The sequence below is a fragment of the Vibrio cincinnatiensis genome, assembly GCF_022113815.1.
Taxonomy (GTDB): Bacteria; Pseudomonadota; Gammaproteobacteria; order Enterobacterales; family Vibrionaceae; genus Vibrio; species Vibrio cincinnatiensis_A.
This window is the reverse complement of the sequence record NZ_SGOM01000005.1, coordinates 220,838-243,704: the sequence shown is the minus strand read 5'-3', so window position 1 is coordinate 243,704 and position 22,867 is coordinate 220,838. Positions and strand designations below refer to the sequence as shown.

Annotated in this window: 18 protein-coding genes and 1 tRNA gene; 10 read left to right on the top strand and 9 right to left on the bottom strand. The window is 44.4% G+C overall.

The genetic code is table 11. From position 1 onward, the window contains the following. The first annotated feature begins 115 nt into the window (after positions 1-115). Positions 116-192 (top strand) — tRNA-Asp (locus EXA13_RS09000). A 307-nt stretch (positions 193-499) separates the two neighbouring features. Here EXA13_RS09000 and add read toward each other — a convergent pair. From add to glnA, 5 genes are all read right to left on the bottom strand, one after another. After that, entirely contained in the window at positions 500-1,504 is a 1,005-nt protein-coding gene (gene add, locus EXA13_RS08995) for an adenosine deaminase (RefSeq protein WP_238132873.1), read from the bottom strand. Positions 1,505-1,637: 133 nt separating this feature from the next. After that, positions 1,638-3,041, bottom strand: a complete 1,404-nt coding sequence (glnG, locus tag EXA13_RS08990; protein WP_238132872.1) for a nitrogen regulation protein NR(I) — start codon at positions 3,039-3,041, stop codon at positions 1,638-1,640. A 40-nt stretch (positions 3,042-3,081) separates the two neighbouring features. Then, entirely contained in the window at positions 3,082-4,128 is a 1,047-nt protein-coding gene (gene glnL, locus EXA13_RS08985; RefSeq protein ID WP_238132871.1) for a nitrogen regulation protein NR(II), read from the bottom strand. Positions 4,129-4,250: 122 nt separating this feature from the next. Next, positions 4,251-4,784, bottom strand: a complete 534-nt coding sequence (locus EXA13_RS08980; RefSeq protein WP_238132870.1) for a DUF4124 domain-containing protein — start codon at positions 4,782-4,784, stop codon at positions 4,251-4,253. A 176-nt stretch (positions 4,785-4,960) separates the two neighbouring features. Beyond that, complete coding sequence (glnA, locus tag EXA13_RS08975) at positions 4,961-6,370, bottom strand: glutamate--ammonia ligase (protein WP_238132869.1); 1,410 nt, start codon at positions 6,368-6,370, stop codon at positions 4,961-4,963. A 502-nt stretch (positions 6,371-6,872) separates the two neighbouring features. Here glnA and typA point away from each other — a divergent pair. From typA to EXA13_RS08955, 4 genes are all read left to right on the top strand, one after another. Continuing rightward, positions 6,873-8,702 (top strand): translational GTPase TypA, encoded by a 1,830-nt coding sequence (typA, locus tag EXA13_RS08970; RefSeq protein ID WP_238132868.1) that lies wholly within the window; start codon positions 6,873-6,875, stop codon positions 8,700-8,702. Between the two features lie 206 nt (positions 8,703-8,908). Beyond that, a complete protein-coding gene (locus EXA13_RS08965; protein ID WP_430794482.1) occupies positions 8,909-9,763 on the top strand; it encodes a virulence factor BrkB family protein in 855 nt (284 codons plus the stop codon). Then, positions 9,735-10,169: a D-aminoacyl-tRNA deacylase gene (gene dtd, locus EXA13_RS08960; RefSeq protein WP_238132866.1), complete on the top strand. Its 435-nt coding sequence runs from the start codon at positions 9,735-9,737 to the stop codon at positions 10,167-10,169. The genes EXA13_RS08965 and dtd overlap by 29 nt, the downstream gene beginning before the upstream one ends. 36 nt (positions 10,170-10,205) lie before the next feature. Further along, positions 10,206-11,138 (top strand): bifunctional GNAT family N-acetyltransferase/hotdog fold thioesterase, encoded by a 933-nt coding sequence (locus EXA13_RS08955; RefSeq protein ID WP_238132865.1) that lies wholly within the window; start codon positions 10,206-10,208, stop codon positions 11,136-11,138. Here EXA13_RS08955 and EXA13_RS08950 read toward each other — a convergent pair. The 4 genes from EXA13_RS08950 to hslR all read right to left on the bottom strand — a co-directional run bounded on the left by EXA13_RS08950 (position 11,110) and on the right by hslR (position 16,393). Then, a complete protein-coding gene (locus tag EXA13_RS08950; RefSeq protein ID WP_238132864.1) occupies positions 11,110-13,017 on the bottom strand; it encodes an AsmA family protein in 1,908 nt (635 codons plus the stop codon). The two genes, EXA13_RS08955 and EXA13_RS08950, sit on opposite strands and share 29 nt — an antisense overlap. Before the next feature lie 111 nt (positions 13,018-13,128). Further along, entirely contained in the window at positions 13,129-14,757 is a 1,629-nt protein-coding gene (pckA, locus tag EXA13_RS08945) for a phosphoenolpyruvate carboxykinase (ATP) (RefSeq protein WP_238132863.1), read from the bottom strand. A gap of 339 nt (positions 14,758-15,096) precedes the next feature. After that, positions 15,097-15,972, bottom strand: coding sequence for an Hsp33 family molecular chaperone HslO (gene hslO / locus EXA13_RS08940; RefSeq protein WP_238132888.1), 876 nt, complete (start codon positions 15,970-15,972; stop codon positions 15,097-15,099). 34 nt (positions 15,973-16,006) lie between these two features. Beyond that, positions 16,007-16,393: a ribosome-associated heat shock protein Hsp15 gene (hslR, locus tag EXA13_RS08935; RefSeq protein WP_238132862.1), complete on the bottom strand. Its 387-nt coding sequence runs from the start codon at positions 16,391-16,393 to the stop codon at positions 16,007-16,009. A 295-nt stretch (positions 16,394-16,688) separates the two neighbouring features. On the opposite strand from hslR, the gene gspC reads away from it, so the two are divergent. From gspC to gspG, 5 genes are read left to right on the top strand one after another with little or no spacing between them, the layout of a single operon-like run. Then, a complete protein-coding gene (gene gspC / locus EXA13_RS08930; protein WP_238132887.1) occupies positions 16,689-17,570 on the top strand; it encodes a type II secretion system protein GspC in 882 nt (293 codons plus the stop codon). A 35-nt stretch (positions 17,571-17,605) separates the two neighbouring features. Continuing rightward, a complete protein-coding gene (gspD, locus tag EXA13_RS08925; RefSeq protein ID WP_238132861.1) occupies positions 17,606-19,630 on the top strand; it encodes a type II secretion system secretin GspD in 2,025 nt (674 codons plus the stop codon). Then, on the top strand, positions 19,630-21,132 hold the full coding sequence (gene gspE / locus EXA13_RS08920) for a type II secretion system ATPase GspE (protein ID WP_238132860.1): 1,503 nt from the start codon (positions 19,630-19,632) through the stop codon (positions 21,130-21,132). Before gspD ends, gspE begins: the two co-directional genes overlap by 1 nt. Further along, entirely contained in the window at positions 21,132-22,352 is a 1,221-nt protein-coding gene (gene gspF / locus EXA13_RS08915; RefSeq protein ID WP_238132859.1) for a type II secretion system inner membrane protein GspF, read from the top strand. The genes gspE and gspF overlap by 1 nt, the downstream gene beginning before the upstream one ends. Before the next feature lie 35 nt (positions 22,353-22,387). Next, on the top strand, positions 22,388-22,831 hold the full coding sequence (gene gspG, locus EXA13_RS08910; RefSeq protein ID WP_238132858.1) for a type II secretion system major pseudopilin GspG: 444 nt from the start codon (positions 22,388-22,390) through the stop codon (positions 22,829-22,831). Positions 22,832-22,867 lie beyond the last annotated feature (36 nt).

The window sequence follows — 22,867 nt, the reverse complement described above, 5'->3', positions numbered from 1 at the left end:
AACTCAGAAGTGAAACGAAACAGCGTCGATGGTAGTGTGGGGTCTCCCCATGTGAGAGTAGAACATCGCCAGGCTTTAATTTTGAGATACTGAGAGAGTTCTTGGTATTGATTGTGGAGCGGTAGTTCAGTTGGTTAGAATACCGGCCTGTCACGCCGGGGGTCGCGGGTTCGAGTCCCGTCCGCTCCGCCACTGACATAAATCCCTAGCAGTAATGCTGGGGATTTTTTGTTATCTAGGGGAGCAAATTTTTCACCGGCTCATTATTCATCTCTATTCATTTCATAACTATCTTATTTGCCTATTCTACGTACGACGTTCATCTTAGCTCTTTCTCTTATTCTCTTGGCTTTTCTGTACTAATGCGCCTTATCAACTTTTTTGTTTTGTTCTCTGAGGGTCAGAGAACATTTTAGACGGCTTGGCGGTTGCACCGGCGAAGTGGCTTTAATAAAAAAGCCGATGCTGGATCGGCTCTGAAAATGAGCGGTTCTTTAAGCTATACGCGCTGAGCGACTTTGGCCTTTAAGGTCTGTTTGTCTGCATCAGATAGAAAGGCCAGTTCCAGACCGTTGATCTGCGTCTGATGAATCTGCTCTTGGGTCAATCCAGCTTGAGGTGCGGCTACTTCATACTCGTAAGGAAGTTCAATGCCCTCTACCGCAGGATCGTCGGTATTGAGACATGCAAGTACACCATGCTCTAAAAAACGCTTGAGAGGATGCTGTGCGAAGCTTTCTACTGTGCTGGTTTGAATGTTGGAGGTTAGGCATGATTCAATACCAATTTGATGCTTTGCTAAATAATCCATCAATTTGGGGTCATGAATGGCTTTCACTCCATGCCCTATACGACTTGCTCCTAGCTCTTGTATTGCTTGCCACATGCTTTCGGGGCCCGCTGCTTCTCCAGCATGAACGGTGATATGTAAATTGGCATCTCGGACTTGTGTAAAGTGTTCGATAAAACGATCGCCAGGTTGCCCTAGTTCATCACCAGCAAGATCTACAGCAACAAAATGTTCCTTTTGGCTCAGGATAGCATTGAGTTCTTGTTGGCAAGCTTGGGACCCAAATGTTCGGCTCATAATGCCTATCAAATTTACTGAAACATCAAAATCTCGGATACCGGCTTTGACGCCATCAATAACGGCTTCAACGACACCATGAAGAGGTAGGTGATGTTTCATTGCCATATAATAAGGAGAGAAGCGTAACTCTGCATAATCGATTTGCGCGTTAACCAAATCTTCTACATTTTCGTAGGCAACGCGTCGACAGGCATTCAGATCGCCCAAGACAGCAACTCCCCAATCGAGCTTCGCAAGAAAGGCGATCAGCGATGGTTCGGCTTCTACTATTTGTACGTGAGGGGTCAATGCCTCAATGTTATTAGCAGGGAGAGCTATATTGAATTCTTTACCTAAATCTAGAATGGTTTGGGTACGAATATTTCCATCTAGATGGCGGTGCAGATCAGTCAATGGGATATTTTTCGTTATCATTATCTTCTTCCAAGTCGAAATCTGTATTAAGTATAAAAATCAAAATTCGCCCTGTCAGCATGAGTTGCCGATAAATAGCACGATTTGACGGCTCTCTTCTTATTCATTACGGATTATGTTGAGGAATATTGCATCAATAAAGCTCTTTGAGCTTACGAGTGAGCGTATTACGCCCCCAACCTAAAACTTTTGCTGCATCTTGCTTGTGGCCATTAGTATGATTTAAAGCAACTTCTAATAAAATGCGTTCAAATTCGGGCTGGGCGTGTGCAAGAAGTTCAGTTTCTCCTGCTGCAAGCGCGGTTTGGGCCCAACTTTCTAGCTGTTTTTGCCAACTGACGGAGCTCTCTTCCTCAAACGATTTTTTTTCATTTAACAGCTCTGGCGGGAAATCGCTTGGTAGCACTTCCGTTCCACTCGCCATCACCGTTAGCCAGCGGCACATATTTTCTAATTGCCTGACATTACCCGGCCATTCTAAGCGGTTTAGTATTTCAATACTTTTGGGGTGTAAGGTTTTAATTTCGACGCCAAGCTCTTTTGCTGCGAGTGCTAGGAAATGTTTCGTCAACTTTTCAATATCTTGACGGCGTTCTCGAAGCGCTGGGATTTGAATACGAATAACATTGAGGCGATGAAAGAGATCTTCACGAAACTTACCTTGATGAACCAGTTTCTCAAGATGTTGATGGGTGGCAGCAACAATGCGTACATCGACTTTGATCGCTGAATGCCCCCCCACTCGATAGAATTGACCATCAGCTAAAACACGCAGTAGACGAGTTTGTATATCAAGGGGCATATCTCCGATTTCATCTAAGAAAAGTGTGCCGCCATTGGCTTGTTCAAATCGACCTTGTCGTACATTATTGGCACCAGTAAAGGCTCCTTTTTCATGACCAAATAATTCAGACTCAATTAAATCTTTGGGAATTGCAGCCATATTTAACGCAATGAACGGCTTTTGAGCTCTTGGGCTGTGCCGATGTAAAGCATGAGCGACTAGCTCTTTACCTGTTCCGGATTCACCGTTGATTAATACGGAGATAGAGGAGCGAGAAAGTCGGCCAATAGCACGGAAAACTTCTTGCATCGCTGGTGCTTCGCCTATGATTTCAGGAGAGTTATAGGGCGGCATTTGTTGTTTTGATTGTTCTTTGCGCTGTTCTTGCCCATGGGCAATTGCGCGTTCAGCTAAAGCGACGGCCTCATCCACATCAAAAGGTTTGGCTAAATATTCAAAGGCTCCTTTTTGATAGGCATTGACGGCTGCATCAAGGTCTGAATGAGCGGTCATGATGATGATTGGGAGTTCAGGTGTGCGTGAATGAACTTGATTGAGTAGCTCAATACCATCAATACCAGGCATACGAATATCAGAAATTAATACATCGGGAGTTTCTCGTTCTAACGCCATGAGAACACTTTCAGCATCGGTAAAGGTTTCACATTTTATATTGGCCGAGGATAAAGTCTTCTCCATCACCCATCGTATGGAGCTGTCGTCATCGACAACCCAGGCATATCCTTTACTCATTCTTTCCTCTCCTAACTGCGGCCTGTTCTTTTAATGGTAATTAAATTGGCAAATAAATGGTGAATGTTGTTCTTCCTGGCCAGCTTTCTACCTCAATCTTTCCATTATGTTGATCTATCAGATTTTGTGAAATCGAGAGCCCGAGCCCTGTTCCGCCATCTCGGCCACTCACCATCGGGTAAAAGAGCGTGTCTTGCAGCTCAACTGGAATGCCGGGGCCATTATCGATAATCTCAACGCGAGCCACTAATTTATGTCGTTGGCCATGAATGTTCGCTTGATGCACCGTTCTGGTGCGTAGTGTGATTTGGCCATGAGGTTGTTGAGATAAAATTTGTGCGGCATTACTGACGATATTGAGCAGGGCTTGCTCAATTTGGTCGGTATCGATCAGTAATTCTGGTAGGCTTGGGTCATAGTCACGTTCAATCATTAGCGTATTTTTCGTGTCGAGCTCTACGAGTTGACGAACTTTTTCTAAAATAACATGTAAGTTCTCTCGCTTTTTCTTGCCTGGTTTTTGCGGGCCAAGTAAGCGATCAACTAATGTTCTTAAGCGATCCGCTTGTTCGATAATAATTTGTGTATATTCCGCTAAACTTTGGTCGGGTAACATCCGTTCAAGTAGCTGAGCCGCTCCGCGTAAGCCTCCCAGTGGGTTTTTTATTTCATGAGCAAGGCTTCGTACCAAGAGCTTAGCGGCTTGCTGTTGTGCGTGCTGGTTGAGCTCTTGGGTGAGACGGCGTTGCTGGCCAATTTTCCTCATTTCGACCAGTAACATCAGTTCTTTCTGCCAGGACAATGGGCTGACGGTTACCTCCAGCATTAAAGGTTTTCCATCTACGACAAAAGTGACATCACTATCTGTAATACTTTGCCCACTTTGCAAAGGTTGAGATAATAGAGCTAAATCCATTGAGGCATGCTGTACAAGCTTGGATAAAGGTTGGTTAATGATACGTTTTGCGCTCTGAGCGAAGAGTTGCTCTGCGGCAGGATTAGCGTAACGCACGCATAACGTTTCATCCAACATTAATGTGGCGGTTACAATATTGTTTAATATCGTTGCACTTAGCTCTGCACTCACAAGGCACCTTACTTTATTTATCTCTGCACTAATTTGGTGCGTTCGTTTAACCAGTATGGCGCAACGGAACATAAAGACAAAGTGTGATTGCCAATTAGCGAGGCTTTTTCTTTCTTAACTCGTTAATTTACTGAAGCTTGATGTAAATGTACCGTTACTACTTTTGATGATGCAATAACCTTGCCGTTTGCGACCGCTTGAATCATAAAAAGATGGGTTCCTCTATCGATATTTTTGAGCTCCCACTCTGATCGCGTTGTTGGGGCCCCATAAGGTTTATTATTCATCAATAATTGTAAGTGCTCACCGACTTGTAAGTTTCGATTCAACTGAACCATTATATGGATTTCCCCTTTATTGCTACGAATGGTTTGCTCTTGAGTTGGGTGAATCATATCGATAGTTAGATCAGCCAGAGACGCTTTCTTTTTTTCAGAGGCTGGGGGATCGATAGGCACGGGTTCCTCAAATTTTGGGGCTGGTGCTGAGGCACTATGATCGGGGAGTGAAACGGATTGAGCGGCAGAGTTTTGTGGAAAATCACTGAAATGCACCACACCATTTTCATCCTCCCAAACATAAGCATTGCTGGCATAACCGTTGAGAGTGAATAACGGGATAAAAAATAATAAATAAACGTTGGCAAACCATTTCATAACTCACCTCAATATGAGCGTGTTAAGTCAGGGGAAGAGCAAGACGTGTTCATTGTCCTAATATGTAATCATCATGTTAAATTGAATGGGGTTAAACCCAAATAGACAAAAGGCTCGCCTGCGAGGCGAGCCTAAAATTATTGTGCAAAAAGAGTATGTTTTACACGAAGTGAGATTTATACCGAGTAGTAAAGTTCAAACTCTAATGGGTGCACAGCCATATTGACACGTTCAACATCTTTTGATTTCAACTTGATGTAAGAGTCGATGAAATCATCAGAGAACACACCACCAGCAGTCAGGAACTCACGATCTTCATTCAAGTTCTGTAGAGCTTGTTGTAGAGACTCAGAAACCGTTGGAATTTCTGCCGCTTCTTCTGCAGGAAGATCGTACAGGTCTTTATCCATCGCATCTCCAGGGTGAATCTTATTTTTGATTCCATCAAGGCCTGCCATTAGGAGTGCTGCAAAAGCAAGGTATGGGTTTGCTGCTGGATCTGGGAAGCGAACTTCTACACGACGAGCTTTAGCACTGGGTACGATAGGAATACGGATAGATGCACTACGGTTACGAGCGGAGTACGCTAGCATGACTGGTGCTTCAAACCCAGGAACTAAACGTTTATAAGAGTTGGTTGATGGGTTGGTGAAAGCATTCAAGGCGCGGGCGTGTTTGATGATGCCGCCAATGTAGTAAAGTGCCGTTTCAGATAGGCCGCCGTATTTGTCACCAGCAAACAGGTTGACACCATCTTTAGCGAGAGATTGGTGAACATGCATGCCGCTGCCGTTATCGCCAACCAGTGGTTTTGGCATGAACGTTGCCGTTTTTCCGAATGCATGGGCAACGTTATGAACAACGTACTTGTAGATTTGGATTTCGTCGGCTTTAGTCGTCAGCGTGTTGAATCGTGTGGCGATTTCGTTTTGACCTGCGGTTGCCACTTCATGGTGGTGCGCTTCAACGACGAGGCCCATTTCTTCCATGATAAGGCACATAGCGCTACGGATGTCTTGAGAAGAGTCCACGGGAGCGACTGGAAAGTACCCACCTTTAACGCCAGGGCGGTGGCCTTTGTTACCATTTTCATAGTCTGAACCGGTATTCCACGCGGCTTCAACATCATCAATTTTAAAGAAAGAGCCTGACATATCTGTTGAGAATTTCACATCATCAAACAGGAAGAATTCAGGTTCTGGTCCAACAAGAACGGTGTCTGCGATACCAGTAGAACGCATATAATCTTCAGCACGTTTTGCGATAGAACGAGGGTCACGATCGTAACCTTGCATCGTTGCCGGTTCTAGAATATCACAACGGATATTGACGGTTGCGTCTTCTGTGAATGGGTCCAGCACAGCAGAGGATGCATCGGGCATCATAACCATGTCTGATTCGTTGATACCTTTCCAGCCAGCAACTGATGAACCATCGAACATTTTACCTTCTTCGAAGAAGTCTGCATCGATTTGGTGAGCAGGAATGGAGATATGCTGCTCTTTACCTTTTGTGTCTGTGAAGCGTAGGTCTACAAACTTAACTTCGTTTTCTTGGATCAGCGATAGTACGTTTTCTACTGACATCTTGGATAACCTCCAGTGTTAATAAAGCGGTTTGGGCTCGAATCAAAATGAAACCAGCATAGATTAATGGCTTTACTGTGACTTAATCGATGCTATTTCTTTACAGCGATAATCGTGCCAACATTGTTAATGTCCATAAAATCAATTAATTAGCTTGTCTTGTTTTATTTTGGTGCTCTAGTTTGCACCAGTATGATCCACTGTTGCACCAATTTGGTGCTGATTGGTTTTTTGTATGCACCAGTTTCTCGCAAAGACGCTTCATTCAGCCGACTATTTCGAATCTTGTCAATCGGCATTTTCTGTTCGTGATAAGGTTTGTATTAAATGAAATCGCCGACTAGTCTCTAATAAGACGAAATTGGCCGGGACAGATCACATTTTTCTAGGTTTTTCGCCAAAATCTGGTACATTATTGACCATTTTTTTAACCGAAATTTAGGCTACGTTTTTGCACTCCCGCAAAAATGGGCTCTTTGTGTAATAAGTGAAGCAAAACTCCATGGCTACTCCACAGATTGAAAAATTAAGAAATATCGCGATCATCGCGCACGTTGACCACGGCAAAACGACCTTGGTGGATAAACTACTCCAGCAGTCGGGCACGCTAGAGTCTCGTGGTGACATCGAAGAGCGAGTCATGGACTCGAACGATATAGAAAAAGAGCGTGGTATCACCATTTTGGCGAAAAATACCGCAATTAATTGGAACGATTACCGCATTAACATCGTTGATACTCCGGGACACGCTGACTTCGGTGGTGAAGTTGAGCGTATTATGTCAATGGTTGACTGTGTGTGCTTAATCGTTGATGCCGTTGACGGGCCAATGCCACAAACGCGTTTCGTTACACAAAAAGCGTTTGCTCATGGTTTGAAACCTATCGTGGTTATTAACAAAATTGACCGTCCGGGCGCTCGTCCTGATTGGGTTATGGATCAAGTATTTGATCTATTTGATAACCTAGGGGCCAGTGATGAGCAACTGGATTTCCAAGTTGTTTATGCATCAGCATTGAATGGTTGGGCAACACTGGAAGAAGGTGAAACGGGCGAAAACATGGAACCTCTGTTCCAAGCTATTGTTGATAATGTTGAGCCACCACAAGTTGATCTTGATGGCCCGCTACAGATGCAAATCTCTCAGCTTGATTACAGCTCATACGTTGGTGTTATTGGTGTAGGCCGTGTTACACGTGGTACGGTGAAAGCAAACCAGCAAGTCAGCATTATTTCTGCTGATGGTAAAAAGCGTAACGGTAAAGTTGGAACGGTACTGGGTTATCTAGGCCTACAACGTTCAGAAACAGAGCAAGCGACAGCGGGAGATATCGTTGCGATTACAGGTCTTGGTGAGTTGAAAATCTCTGATACCATTTGTGATGTCAATGCCGTTGAAGCCCTGAAACCACTGAGTGTTGATGAACCGACTGTGACCATGACATTCCAAGTGAATACATCACCATTTGCGGGTAAAGAAGGTAAATTTGTTACTTCACGTAATATTCTTGAGCGTCTAGAAAAAGAATTGGTGCACAACGTTGCGCTGCGTGTAGAGCAAACAGATGATCCTGATAAATTCCGTGTGTCTGGCCGTGGTGAACTGCATCTTTCTATCTTGATTGAAAATATGCGTCGTGAAGGCTTTGAACTGGCTGTTTCTCGTCCTGAAGTTATTTTGAAAGAAGAAAACGGTCAACTGATGGAACCGTTTGAAACCGTCACTATTGATGTGATGGAAGAGCACCAAGGCGGCATTATGGAGAAAATCGGTTTACGTAAAGGTGAACTGAAAGATATGTCTCCAGATGGTAAAGGTCGTGTACGTCTCGATTTCGTCATGCCTTCACGTGGTTTGATTGGTTTCCAAACCGAGTTCATGACTCTGACTTCTGGTTCCGGTCTGCTTTATCATACGTTTGATCACTATGGTCCACACAAAGGTGGTGATATTGGTCAGCGTATGAATGGTGTTTTAATCTCAAATGCTACGGGTAAAGCCCTGACTTATGCTTTATTTAACCTACAAGAACGTGGACGTCTGTTTACCGAGCATGCAGATGAAGTGTATGAAGGTCAGATCGTAGGGATTCATAACCGTTCAAACGATTTAACGGTTAACTGTCTGAAAGGCAAACAGCTGACTAACGTTCGTGCTTCTGGTACGGATGAAGCGCAAGTATTAACTCCGCCGATTAAATATACTCTTGAGCAAGCATTAGAGTTTATCGATGATGATGAACTGGTTGAAGTCACGCCAAAGAGCATCCGTATTCGTAAGAAGCATTTAACGGAAAACGATCGTAAACGTGCGGCACGTGATAATAAATAATCATTAAACTGGATTATTTAGCCCTTAGCTGTAATGGTTAAGGGCTTTTTTATTGTTTAAGAACAGCAAAATTATCTAGATTAGGTATTTTTGCTGTTTTTTCAGTAGAATAATTAGACGAATAAGGCTTCGAGGAAGGAGAGCGTGTGCAGTTAGAGCCTTTTATTAAGCGTAGTCTGCGTTTTGGTCGCTATTTATTGAATCGAATGGCGCATGACCGAATCAATATTAACGCAGGATATCTGGCTTATATTACTCTGTTATCCATTGTGCCGATGCTGACGGTGCTATTGTCGATTCTTTCCTCTTTTACCATTTTTGATAATGTGGGGGAGGTCATCCAGGACTTTGTGATCACCCACTTTGTGCCCGCTGCGGGAGATGCGGTCAGCCAAGCATTACTTGAATTTGTCACCAATACTGGAAAAATGACTGCGGTGGGAGGGGCCTTCTTATTTGTTGCCGCGTTGATGCTTATTTCAAATATTGATAAGAACTTAAACTATATTTGGCGAGTGCGTAATAAGCGTCGTCCAGTTTTTTCTTTCTCTATGTATTGGATGATTTTAACGCTAGGGCCAATATTGGTTGGTACTAGCATTGCGGTTACCTCTTATATTACGTCGTTAAAATTGCTGGATAGTGAAGCGTTAAGTGGTGCTTTTAATTTCTTCTTGCGGCGACTCCCTTTTCTGCTGTCTTTATTCGCTTTCATTGGGCTCTATGTGTTGGTGCCCAATAAAAAAGTGAGATTTTTGCATGCACTCTCCGGGGCATTCGTTGCCGCCATTTTATTTGAATTGAGTAAAAAAGCCTTTGCGATTTATATTACGCAATTTCCTTCTTATCAGTTGATCTATGGTGCACTGGCCGCCATTCCTATTTTATTCGTTTGGGTTTATTTATGTTGGCTGATAGTGCTTGTGGGAGCGGAAGTGACTGCGGCTCTTGGAGAAAGCGAGCAGTGGAGACGAACCGTGAACGTGATAGACTCCTCTACCCGATTAGAAAAAAAACAAGGAGAAACTAACAGTGATCGCGTTGATTCAACGAGTGAGTGAAGCCTCTGTAAGGGTGGATGGGGAGACGGTTGGACAAATTGAACAAGGTTTATTGGTCTTGCTGGGGGTGGAACGTGATGACACCGAAGCGAAAGCCCAGCGCCTTGTTGAGCGGGTGAGCAGTTATCGAGTATTTGAAGATGATGCTGGGAAGATGAACCTGAGTGTTAAAGATGTGGGTGGAAGCCTTTTAGTGGTATCTCAATTCACCTTGCCTGCGGATACGAAAAAAGGTACGCGAGCGGGATTTTCTCGAGGTGCGGCACCTCAGCAAGCGGAGCATCTGTATAATTATTTTTCGGATTTATGTGCAACGATGTTGCCTACTCAACGAGGCCGTTTTGCGCAAGATATGAAAGTGTCACTCATTAATGATGGCCCAGTAACCTTTTGGTTGCAGGTTTAACTGGCGCGTCTTTTCGCGATCTTTGGAAGGGAATCTATGTTCAAACTTATTACGCCGAAAACGGAGAATCAGCTCAATAAGTATTACTATTTTCGTTGGCAGATGTTACGTGAGCCTTGGCAAATGCCGATTGGCTCAGAACGAGATGAATATGATTCAATGAGCCATCATCGAATGATTGTTGATGGGCGAGGGCGGCCAATGGCAATTGGTCGCTTGTATATCACCCCTGATTGTGAAGGGCAGATTCGCTATATGGCGGTGAAGTCGAGTCGCCGTAATAAAGGGATGGGCTCATTATTACTCATTGCACTTGAATCGCTCGCTCGACAAGATGGGGCCAAGCGGCTCGTCTGTAATGCCCGTGAAGATGCGATTGCGTTTTATGCTAAAAATGGCTTTGAGCGACGGGGAGCCCTGACCGATGAACGTGGTCCGGTTCGTCATCAACAAATGGTTAAGCCACTCGATCCCATGGCGAATGTGATTCGCAAACCAGAATGGTGCAGTGAGTTACAGGAGCGCTGGGCGGCCCATATTCCTATCAGTGAAAAAATGGGGATAAAAGTACAGCAGTATACGGGATATCAATTTCAATGCAGTGCGCAGCTTAACCCTAATTTAAACCCTCATAATACGTTGTTTGCAGGCTCTGCGTTTACATTAGCCACCTTAACCGGTTGGGGAATGGCGTGGTTACTGATGCGAGAGCGTGAGCTAGAGGGGGATATTGTATTGGTGGATAGCAAAATTCGTTATCGCCATCCGGTGGTTCATAACCCTGTTGCCTCAACGTCCCTCGACGAAATGAGCGGTGATTTGGACCGATTAGCTTCAGGCCGTAAAGCACGTATTGTCGTGAAGGTGGACATCAGCAGCGGTGATACCGAAGCGGTTGAGTTTATTGGAACTTATATGCTGATCCCTGATTATCTACGAATTATTGAACAGGCTCGTCTGAGTGGGTAACCGAGCAGCGATGATTCAGTTGGCTTTGCTGCCGATTACGCAACAAATCAAATTGGATGAACTGGCAGTCTTGTATCAAGTTAAGTTCTAACTTCCCTTGTGTGGGGGTGAGTAAATCCAGAGCCCCAGAGAGTTTCGCCGATAAGGCTGGCCCTAGTAAGGTCGATTCAGGCAGGAGGATTCGGCCTCGATCCGCTTTTAACTGAAGTGCATCAAGTTGAAAAGGTTGAATGGTGAGCGCCTCTTGTTGCTGAAAAGAGAGAAGCCCAGAGTGTAAGTTAGCTTGCGCCTCTCCCCCTAAAGAGTGGCCCAACATGGCGTAGTCACCGGATAATCCATGCAGTTGTAGTTCAATGTCGGCAAAGGCCTCCAACTTAAAAGGCAGTGTTAGCCAAGCATTAAAAGGCTTTAATGGTAAGCTGTCTGTGTGAAGTTCGATGTACCATGGAGCACTGGGTTTGGCAAAATGCCAGCCTGCCACCAAGTCGATGTATCCTTGTGGTAAAGGAAAAAAAGCACGCGTTAACTGCCAGTTTCCTTGCTGGCTTTGCATTTCTATGATGCCTTGTGTCGCAATGAGGTCTGCAATACTGGCACTGTTGGCACTGAGGGTCAGTTGGCCATTCCATAACCCCCAATGGCCCTGTTTCATCACTTCCAACTGATTTCCCTCAACATTCAGCCCGGATAATTGCCAAACAGGGGGAGGTGCAAGTTGAATGATCTGTAGGTTATGAGCACGGAGTTGATTTAAGGTAATGCGCTGAATCTGATTGAAGATATTGGGCCATGTCGGAGTGGGAAGTGGCTCATCAAGCCATTTAATCCCGCTGAGCGTTAATTGTTCAACATGGAGGTGGGTTGGAGAAAGCTGCCCCGCAAACTGCATATAGCCTTGTAACAGTTGTGAATTAAAGTTGTGAATAGTGACTTGTTGTGGCTCCAATGTGAGCTGAAAAGCGGGTTCTATCCAAGCGAGCTGCTGCCATTGAATTTTATCAGCATTCAGTGAAAGATAAGCTTCTTCTTGCTGCCAAATCGAGCGATACAAATCGATATTCTCAATAGACAGATTAATATTTTCCATCGCTATATCATGGAAAGAAAGATGGCTGTGCAAGATATCCAAACTATTTATGTGCTGTAGATACGGTTGGATCATTGGCCACCAAGAGTGGAGGGAATCAAGGGTTTTTTCTGTCACATTGAGTTGGTTGATGGTGGTATTGACTAGTGACCACCCCGCAGGGTATTGCTCTGCTTGCCCAGAAATTTGTGCTCCATTCCATTCAAATGAAGCGCCATAAATGGTGCTGTCTTGCGGTTGATAGTGTGCATCAATGAGCAGTGAATTGATGGCTTCTCCTTGCCAATAAAATTGTTCTGCGCTGAGTTGTATTTCACCATAAGGAAGCCACTGTTTTTCTTCTAACCATTGTGGCCGATGAATTTGTAAATTGACGCCGCGGGCGATCAAACCATGGTGAGCAAAATCAATATTATGTAGGGCTAGGTGGGCTATTTCCCATTGCGTTGGGATGGCATCACGTGGAAGCCCAGAAGCAAAATTTCCACCATCGATCAATAGGCTATCCACTTGCCACTTCCCTTGCTTAATGAATCGAGGATTTAACCAGATATCGAGCTGCTGAAGAGGGAGTGTTTGCTTACCAAGTGCAATGGTTGGGTTAGAAAAACGAAAATGTAGAGGGTAGTGGTATTCAACTTGGCTAAAAGTAAAGCGTTCTGGCCATAGACGAGCAGTTAACCATTGAGTACTTGGTGTTAAATAGCGAGTATGCAACAGAGTGATAGTGAGTAAAATAACCATCAGCAGTAATGTGAAGCATCCTATCCCTAAGGCGACGAATTTTTTCATTGTTCCCTAATGTTTATTTCATCTAGACCCAAAACAAGCTTGGAGCAAATCTCGTTTTGCTTCAACTAAAAAAGCCCCTCGATGAGGGGCTTTGCTAGTGAGTTATCACAATTAATCCAATTGTGGTCCTGCAGCAACCAGAGCTTTACCTTCTGCGTTGTCTGTATACTTCTCAAAGTTGTTGATGAAACGAGACGCGAGATCTTTGGCTTTGCTTTCCCACTGCAAAGGATCCACATAAGTATCACGAGGATCAAGAATCGCCGGATCAACGCCAGGTAAAGAGGTTGGAATTTCCAAATTAAAGATTGGAATTTGTTTTGTCTCTGCCTGCTCGATAGAGCCATCAAGAATTGCATCGATGATGCCGCGGGTATCTTTGATCGAGATACGTTTACCTGAACCATTCCAGCCTGTATTGACCAGATAAGCTTCAGCACCAACAGCTTCCATACGCTTCACGAGCACTTCTGCATATTGGGTTGGGTGCAGAGTTAAGAATGCGGCGCCAAAACAAGCGGAGAATGTAGGTGTTGGCTCAGTAATTCCACGTTCTGTACCCGCCAGTTTTGCTGTAAAGCCGGATAAGAAGTGATATTTTGTTTGCTCTGCGGTTAGCTTAGAAACGGGAGGTAATACGCCAAAAGCATCCGCAGACAGGAAGATCACCTTATTCGCATGGCCACCTTTTGAGACTGGCTTAACGATATTTTCGATATGATAAATCGGGTAAGAGACTCGCGTGTTTTCGGTTTTCGAACCGTCATCAAAGTCAATCGAGCCATCACCACGAACGGTCACGTTCTCTAGTAGTGCATCACGACGGATAGCATTATAAATATCCGGTTCTGCTTCTTTAGACAGTTTGATGGTTTTTGCGTAGCAACCCCCTTCGAAGTTAAAGACGCCGTCATCATCCCAGCCATGCTCATCATCACCAATTAAGGCACGTTTTGGATCGGTGGAAAGTGTCGTTTTTCCTGTACCAGACAAGCCGAAGAAAATAGCCACATCACCGTCTTTACCCATGTTCGCTGAACAGTGCATAGAAGCGATACCTTGTAGCGGCAGGAAGTAGTTCATCATCGCGAACATACCTTTCTTCATTTCGCCGCCATACCAAGTCCCACCAATCAGCTGCATTTTCTCTGTCAGGTTAAAAACAGTGAAGTTCTCGGAGTTCAGTCCTTGCTCTTGCCATTTATCATTGGTGCATTTTGCTCCATTCATAACGACAAAATCAGGAGTGAAGCTGGCCAATTCATCTTCTGATGGGCGGATAAACATATTTTTCACAAAGTGAGCTTGCCACGCTACTTCAGTAATAAAACGTACGCATAAACGAGTATCTGCGTTAGCACCACAGTAGCCATCAACTACAAACAAACGTTTGTTTGATAGCTGCTTACTGACCAATGACTTAAGTTCATTCCAGACTGCTTGGGTGATCGGTTTGTTATCGTTTTTCGCTTGTTCAGATGTCCACCATAAGGTGTCGCGAGTGGTCTCATCTTTAACAATGAATTTATCTTTTGGTGAGCGGCCAGTAAAAATACCGGTATCCACTGCAACCGCGCCCAGTTCAGTGACTACACCTTTTTCGTAGCCTTCTAAATCAGTGCGAGTTTCTTCTGTGTATAGCAGGTCATAACTGGGGTTGCGAATGACTTCTGTCGCGTCAGTAATGCCATATTGAGTAAGATCTAATTGTGCAGCCTTGTTTTGTTCCATAACGGTCATAGGTGCTCCTTAATAAGAATTTTGTAGGGATTTTGTATAAATGTTTGTAATTGTTGTCTGCTCACCATGCTAGCAACGGGGTAGGTAAAAAACAGGGAGCTAGCTCAAAGATTGTCCATGCTTTATTTGAGGTTTTATGTAACCCGTCACAGATATTGGCTTATCTATTCTATCTTGGGCACAAAGCGTTGTACTAGAGAAAATGATTAATATTAATCAGAAAATAAGTATGGCGTACGGTTGTGGTAATTATTGATTTTTCTGGATTTTAAAGCAAAAAAATAGCCAGCGACAAGCTGGCTGTGGCTGGCTTTTTTCGTGCTTGTTAAGCTAAGAAAATTAATGAAGAGTGGGTTGATCTGAGGATGGGTTCTCAAACAATTCTGCTATTTGTGTACGATCAAAAGAGTAGGTTGTACCACAATAATCACAGTGCAGCGCGACAACGCCTTCTTCTGCTAAAATGGTATTAATTTGCTCTCTGTCGATGGTGACAATAGCGGCTGCGCTGCGCTCTCGTGAGCAGCCACATTTGAATTCAACCGCTTGTGGAGTAAACAACTGAACCTTTTCCTGATTATAGAGGCGGTATAAAAGTTCATTGGCTTCTAGGCTAAATAACTCTTCATCTTTAACCGTATTGGTTAGCTGCTCTAGGTGTTCGAAATCATGCTCCGTACCAGTACCATCGGGCATGACTTGTAGCAACATACCTGCAGCATGCGGTTTTCCTGCGTGTTCGCCGGTTCGAATCCATAAGCGAGTTTTTAACTGTTCAGAACGTAAGAAATAGCTTTCTAAAACTTGAGCGAGATTATCGCCTTCTAATCCGACTACGCCTTGATAACGTTCACCTTTTTTCGGTTCAATGGTAATGACTAAATGCCCTTTCCCCATCAATTGATGTAAGTTGGCATTGTCCGCAATCTCTCCTTGCCAGCGAGCAACACCACGTACTTTCTGTTGGTTATCCCCATTGATCACAGCAAGAGATACCGGGCCATCACCTTGCAACTGTAGGGTGATTGAGCCTTCAAATTTTAGCGTTGCCGTCAATAATGTTGTTGCCACCAGTAGTTCACCAAGTAGAGTTTGTATCGGCTGAGGATACTCTTGGCTGGTGATGATCTGTTGGAATACGTCATCCAGTTGGACCAGTTCGCCACGTACCGACAAATCTTCAAATAGGTAGCGATGTAATTGGTTATTGGCCATGGTTTTTGTTGTCATAGGGAGTAATCCGGCTAATTTATTGATGTTTGAACTTGAGAAGATCGCGGCGTTGTTTTTTATCTGGGCGTCGATCCGGACTCGGGTTATGGGCGTTAAGTTTACGAGCCAATGCTTGACGTTCACGTTTAGCGATACTGTCACTGGTTTCTCGATAAAGGGTTTGAGCTTCAGGAGCCCCTCGTCTTTGCTCTGATAATTGTTCCACTATAATGGTTTTTTCTTCATTGCCCTGACGTAAGGTTATGGTTGCTCCAATTTCAACGATTTTACTGGGTTTGCTTCGCTGCCCATTATAGTGGACTTTCCCACCATCAACCATATTTCGCGCGACTGAGCGAGTTTTATAAAATCTTGCGGCCCATAGCCATTTATCCAGCCGAATCGCTGCTGAAGGGGAACTCATCTTGAAAAATTACCTCTAATGGTTCTAATTGCGTGCTGAAACCTTTCTTAACCTGAACGTATCTGAATCAATCAGCCACTTGTCGGCAAGGCAAGTAGAAGGGAGACGCATAGTTCTCAACACAATGGTGACCATTTAGCCATTTTTCAAGTGGAATGCCACACTTATCACAAGAAAATTAAGGCATCTGTCGCACTGGTTATTGTGCTCATGTATATTAACCGATTGAATTTAAAGTTATACCGCGACGTCATTTATATTAATGAAATATCATTAGGAATAGAGTGTGAAACGAATGGACTTTAACCGATGGAACATAAATGGATGTTGGCCTTTGATCTTACGTTGGCAATCGCCAATCAGCCAAGTGCTCACTATCGTCGGAATCGCGCTAGCAGCGTGGTTAGTGGGGCAGAGTCTATGGCTGATTTTACAGCCTAAACCGAGTGTAATGTCATGGACATCAACGAGTGTTTCCTCTGTATCAACGCCTTTTCGTCTCAACATACAGTCGCTGAAAAATAGCGATTTATTTGGCCGTTACGTTGTACAAACTGCCTCTCCAGTCACAACTACAGTAAAAGTAGATGCGCCGCCGACTCGTCTTAACTTAACATTGGTTGGTGTTGTGGCAAGTACAGAACAAGCGCGCAGTTTGGCCGTTATTGCTAACCGAGGTCAGCAGAATACTTATGGGTTGAATGAGGAAGTTGAGGGAACACGGGCGCAATTAAAAGCGGTGTTTGCTGATCGGGTGATCATTGATAATGCAGGGCGAGATGAAACCTTGATGCTGGAAGGCCGAGACTATCAAGCCCCTGTCATTCAAACACCAGACCGCTCAACATCAACGCTAACATCATCAATTGAAGACAAACTGACCTCCATTCGAACCGAAATTAGCCGTAACCCACAAGAAGTTTTTAAATATGTCTCTCTATCGCAGGTTAAACAGGATGATCAGGTCATCGGCTATCGGGTTAGCCCGGGTAAAGATCCTGCGTTATTTGAAGCAGTTGGGTTACAGGCCGGTGATATTGCCATTCAACTGAATGGCTTAGATTTAACCGATCCCAGTGTCATGACTCAGGTATTTGAATCCGTATCGGATCTGACCGAACTTAACCTTACGGTAGAGCGTGATGGACAACCACATGATATCTATATTCAATTTTAATGGCCAAGTGGCAGTAATTAATCAGGGAGTGTTGTGTGAAGCATTGGCTTAATAAAAGTGTATGGCTGCTAGCTGGAAGTTTACTTGCTTCACCCATCGCCTTCGCAAATGAAGCATTTAGTGCCAGTTTTAAAGGTACGGATATTCAAGAATTTATTAATATTGTTGGTCGAAACTTAGAAAAAACCATCATTGTTGATCCATCAGTGCGAGGGAAAATTGATGTTCGCAGCTATGACACATTAAGTGGTGAGCAATATTACAGCTTCTTTTTGAATGTACTGGAAGTTTATGGTTTCGCCGTGGTTGAGATGGATAACGGTGTCCTTAAAGTTATTCGGGCTAAAGATGCCAAAACCTCAGCCATTCCCGTTTTAGGCAGTGATGATCGTGCTAACGGCGACAATGTCATTACACAAGTGGTTGCGGTTAAAAATGTCTCGGTACGAGAATTATCCCCATTGTTGCGTCAATTGATTGATAACGCAGGCGCTGGGAACGTTGTTCACTATGACCCGGCCAATATTATTTTGATCACGGGACGTGCAGCGGTGGTCAATCGCTTAGCCGATATCATTCGTCGAGTGGATCAAGCGGGTGACAAAGATATTGAAATGGTGGAACTGAAAAATGCCTCTGCCTCAGAAATGGTTCGTATTGTTGAAGCGCTGAGCAAAGCGAGTGATTCAAAAAATACCCCAGAATTTTTGCAGCCAAAATTTGTTGCAGATGATCGCACGAATGCGATTCTGATTTCTGGCGATCCTAAAGTGCGTGAACGGTTGAAACGGTTGATCAAACAACTGGATATTGAAATGGCGACCCGAGGCAACAACCGCGTGGTCTATTTAAAATACGCAAAAGCTGAAAATTTAGTCAATGTATTGCAAGGCGTGTCTGAGAATTTACAAGCAGAAAAGCAGAGCGGGCAAAAATCCGGCTCATTGCAAGGCGGAAAAGTGATGATAGCCGCTCATGCGGATACGAACTCAATTGTGATTACGGCACCGCAAGACATTATGAATGCCTTATTAGATGTGATCTCACAATTGGATATCCGCCGAGCTCAAGTGTTAATTGAAGCCTTAATTGTTGAAATGGCGGAAGGCGATGGCATCAATTTAGGCGTTCAGTGGGGCTCACTTAAAGATGGTACCGTCATTCAATACGGTAATACCGGAGCACAAATTGGCCAAGTGATGGTCGGTTTAGAAGAAGCTAAAGATCAGACCACCACTGAATATTATTATGATTCAGATGGTAATCGACGTCCTTACACGAATACAGAATCCGGTGATTACTCAACACTGGCTTCTGCATTGTCGGGTATTAATGGTGCCGCGGTTGGCATTATGATGGGAGACTGGACAGCGCTAATTAGTGCCGTATCAAGCACCTCTAGCACCAATATTCTCTCTTCTCCAAGTATTACCGTGATGGATAACGGTGAAGCCTCATTCATTGTTGGTGAAGAAGTGCCTGTGCTTACGGGCTCTACCGCTGGCTCAAACAATGACAACCCTTTCCAAACCGTAGAACGTAAAGAAGTCGGTATTAAGCTAAAAGTCGTGCCTCAAATCAATGAAGGGGATTCGGTTCAATTATCAATAGAGCAAGAAGTGTCCAATGTCTTGGGGGCCAATGGGGCGGTTGATGTTCGTTTTGCCAAGCGTCAGCTCAATACCTCGGTCATGGTACAAGATGGACAAATGTTGGTGCTTGGAGGCTTAATTGATGAACGTACCGCAGAAAGTGAATCAAAAGTACCACTACTGGGGGATATCCCCTTTTTAGGGCAACTTTTCCGCTCAACCAATACTCAAGTGGAAAAGAAAAACCTGATGGTCTTTATCAAACCGACCATTATCCGTGATGGCATGACCGCCGATGGTATTACCCAACGCAAATATAATTACATTCGTGCCGAGCAACTGTTTAAAGCCGATCAAGGGTTGAAGTTGATGGATAATAGCCATATTCCTGTCCTGCCTGAATTTGGTGAAGAACGTCGTCATGCAGCAGAAATTCAAGCATTTCTTGATCAAATGGATGCTCAATAATGAGTAGTGAGTTATCGGATAAACCACGGCTTCGCCGCTTGCCTTTTAGCTTTGCGAATCGCCATAAGTTAGTGTTGGAATGGGATGCTCAGCAAGAGCAAGCCATTCTTTACTACGTTGCTCCTATTGCATTATTGGCATTGGTTGAAGTGAAACGAGTGTTAAGAAGCCCGTTTGTACTTACGGCGTTGAGCGCAGAGATTTTCGAAGCTAAGTTGACCGAAGTATATCAGCGGGACTCCTCAGAAGCGCGTCAGCTAATGGAAGATATTGGGGCTGATAGTGATGATTTTTTCTCGCTTGCCGAAGAGCTTCCACAAAGTGAAGACCTACTGGAATCAGAAGATGATGCTCCGATCATTAAATTGATTAATGCCATGCTGGGTGAGGCGATTAAAGAAGGCGCATCGGATATTCATATTGAAACCTTTGAAAAAACACTCTCTATTCGCTTCCGGGTTGATGGCGTATTACGAGAAGTCTTATCACCCAGCCGCAAACTGTCTTCGCTATTAGTCTCTCGCGTCAAAGTCATGGCTAAACTCGACATTGCTGAAAAGCGGGTGCCGCAAGATGGTCGAATTTCACTCCGTATTGGGGGCCGTTCAGTCGATGTCCGCGTGTCAACCATGCCTTCCTCTCATGGAGAGCGTGTAGTGATGCGTTTGCTTGATAAAAACGCAACACGGCTTGATCTGCACAGTTTAGGAATGACGGCGCAAAACCAAGCCGACTTCCGTCATTTAATTGAACGTCCTCATGGTATTTTTCTGGTAACGGGCCCAACGGGATCGGGGAAATCAACCACGTTATATGCTGGCCTACAAGAGCTAAACAGCAGTGAACGTAACATTCTTACAGTAGAGGACCCTATTGAGTTTGATATTGATGGCATTGGTCAAACTCAAGTTAATCCGAAAGTAGATATGACGTTTGCTCGCGGATTGAGAGCTATTCTTCGGCAAGACCCAGATGTCGTGATGGTTGGGGAAATTCGTGATCTCGAAACCGCTCAGATCGCGGTTCAAGCCTCATTAACGGGGCACTTAGTGATGTCAACCTTACACACCAATACCGCGATTGGTGCCATTACCCGTTTGCGTGATATGGGTATTGAACCATTTCTTATCTCATCCTCCCTACTTGGGGTACTGGCCCAACGTTTGGTTCGCACGCTATGCCCAGATTGTAAAGAACCTTATGAGGCGAATAAAGAACAGAAGAAATGGTTTAACTTGGGCAAAAAAGAAGCATTGACGTTGTACCGAGCCCATGGGTGTGAAAAATGTAATTTTAAAGGCTACCGCGGGCGAACGGGTATCCACGAACTCATGTTGGTTGACGATGAAGTACAAGCTTTAATTCACCGTGAAGCGGGAGAGCAAGCCATTGAACAGGCAATCCGCAGTAAGACGCCCAGTATCCGTGATGATGGTTTAGATAAAGTTCGCCAAGGCATGACTTCTTTGGAAGAAGTCATGCGAGTGACCAAGGAGTCGTAATGGCGGCATTTGAATACAAGGCCCTGGATACTAAAGGAAGGCAGAAGAAAGGCATCATCGAAGGTGACCATGCTCGTCAGGTGCGTCAGCGCCTAAAAGAGCAGGGGATGATCCCTATCGAAGTGCTGGAAACACAAGCGAAAGCGGCCAAAGCGCGACAAGCCCGTTGGACAAAACCGAGGGGAATCAGCACGCCGGATTTAGCCTTACTTACGCGTCAGCTTTCGACATTAGTGCAATCTGGTATGCCCCTTGAGGAGTGCTTGAAAGCTGTTTCTGAACAATCAGAAAAGCCCAAAATTCGTAACATGTTGGCCGCTGTGAGATCAAAAGTGACTGAGGGATACACGCTAGCCGATAGCTTGGGTGATTACCCTCATGTTTTTGATGATCTTTTTCGCTCTATGGTCGCTGCGGGAGAAAAATCAGGGCATTTAGATGCCATTTTACAACGGTTGGCCGATTATGCTGAGAACCGACAAAAAATGCGTTCAAAGCTAATTCAAGCCTTGTTGTACCCGATTGTTCTAGTTGTCTTTGCGGTTGGGATAGTGGCATTTTTGCTGGCGGCCGTTGTGCCGAAAATTATTGGGCAATTTGTGCAAATGGGCCAAGCATTACCGGCTTCCACCCAGTTTTTGTTGTCAGCCAGTCATTTTATTCAGCAGTGGGGGATAATTTTGTTGCTGCTGATACTGGGACTTATCTCTTTAGCTAAGTGGTTACTTGGTAAGCCGCACATTCGACTCTATTGGCATCAAAAACTGTTGTATTTGCCCCTGATAGGCAAAATTGCACGAGGTTTGAATACCTCACGCTTTGCTCGCACTTTATCAATTTGTACCTCGAGTGCCATTCCCATTCTTGATGGAATGCGTGTTGCGGTTGATGTGATGACGAATCAGTATGTTAAACAGCAAGTGTTATTTGCCGTGGATAATGTTCGAGAAGGGTCAAGCCTACGTAATGCCTTGACTCAGACGAAACTGTTTCCTCCGATGATGCTGCATATGATCGCCAGTGGTGAGCAAAGTGGAGAGCTGGAAAGCATGCTGACACGAGCAGCAGATAACCAAGATGCCAGCTTTGAGTCTACCGTTAATATTGCATTAGGTATCTTTACGCCCGTGTTGATTGCACTGATGGCGGGCTTAGTTCTATTTATTGTGATGGCCACATTAATGCCAATTTTAGAAATGAATAATTTAATGAGCCGTTAGTTGGCGAGTGATGATGAGAGCAAGATGGAGTAATTATGAATAAAAGAGCAAATAGACAATCAGGCTTTACTCTACTGGAAGTGATGGTCGTGGTTGTTATCTTAGGCATTCTTGCCAGTGTCGTGGTTCCTAATTTGTTGGGAAACAAAGATAAAGCCGATCAGCAAAAAGCGATCACCGATATTGTGGCGCTAGAAAATGCATTGGATATGTATCGATTGGATAACAGCCTCTATCCAACCACCGATCAAGGATTAGAGGCTTTAGTGAGCAAACCGTCTAATCCAGAGCCAAGAAATTATCGTGCGGATGGGTATATTCGTCGATTACCGAAAGACCCTTGGGGAAATGATTACCAATATTTAAGCCCGGGTGAACATGGTCGTGTTGATGTTTTTACTTTAGGCGCGGATGGTCAGGAAGGGGGAGAAGGGGCGAATGCCGACATTGGTAACTGGAATTTGCAAGATTTTCAGTAATCATGCATTTCTTGACGGTAAAGGTATTGGGTGATG

Excerpts from the sequence above, each read along its gene's own strand:
- add (WP_238132873.1), bottom strand. The coding sequence starts at position 1,504 with ATGATAACGAAAAATATCCCATTGACTGATCTGCACCGCCATCTAGAT.
- glnG (WP_238132872.1), bottom strand. The coding sequence starts at position 3,041 with ATGAGTAAAGGATATGCCTGGGTTGTCGATGACGACAGCTCCATACGA.
- EXA13_RS08980 (WP_238132870.1), bottom strand. The coding sequence starts at position 4,784 with ATGAAATGGTTTGCCAACGTTTATTTATTATTTTTTATCCCGTTATTC.
- glnA (WP_238132869.1), bottom strand. The coding sequence starts at position 6,370 with ATGTCAGTAGAAAACGTACTATCGCTGATCCAAGAAAACGAAGTTAAG.
- typA (WP_238132868.1), top strand. The coding sequence starts at position 6,873 with ATGGCTACTCCACAGATTGAAAAATTAAGAAATATCGCGATCATCGCG.
- EXA13_RS08965 (WP_430794482.1), top strand. The coding sequence starts at position 8,909 with ATGGCGCATGACCGAATCAATATTAACGCAGGATATCTGGCTTATATT.
- EXA13_RS08955 (WP_238132865.1), top strand. The coding sequence starts at position 10,206 with ATGTTCAAACTTATTACGCCGAAAACGGAGAATCAGCTCAATAAGTAT.
- EXA13_RS08950 (WP_238132864.1), bottom strand. The coding sequence starts at position 13,017 with ATGAAAAAATTCGTCGCCTTAGGGATAGGATGCTTCACATTACTGCTG.
- pckA (WP_238132863.1), bottom strand. The coding sequence starts at position 14,757 with ATGACCGTTATGGAACAAAACAAGGCTGCACAATTAGATCTTACTCAA.
- hslO (WP_238132888.1), bottom strand. The coding sequence starts at position 15,972 with ATGGCCAATAACCAATTACATCGCTACCTATTTGAAGATTTGTCGGTA.
- hslR (WP_238132862.1), bottom strand. The coding sequence starts at position 16,393 with ATGAGTTCCCCTTCAGCAGCGATTCGGCTGGATAAATGGCTATGGGCC.
- gspC (WP_238132887.1), top strand. The coding sequence starts at position 16,689 with ATGGACTTTAACCGATGGAACATAAATGGATGTTGGCCTTTGATCTTA.
- gspE (WP_238132860.1), top strand. The coding sequence starts at position 19,630 with ATGAGTAGTGAGTTATCGGATAAACCACGGCTTCGCCGCTTGCCTTTT.
- gspF (WP_238132859.1), top strand. The coding sequence starts at position 21,132 with ATGGCGGCATTTGAATACAAGGCCCTGGATACTAAAGGAAGGCAGAAG.
- gspG (WP_238132858.1), top strand. The coding sequence starts at position 22,388 with ATGAATAAAAGAGCAAATAGACAATCAGGCTTTACTCTACTGGAAGTG.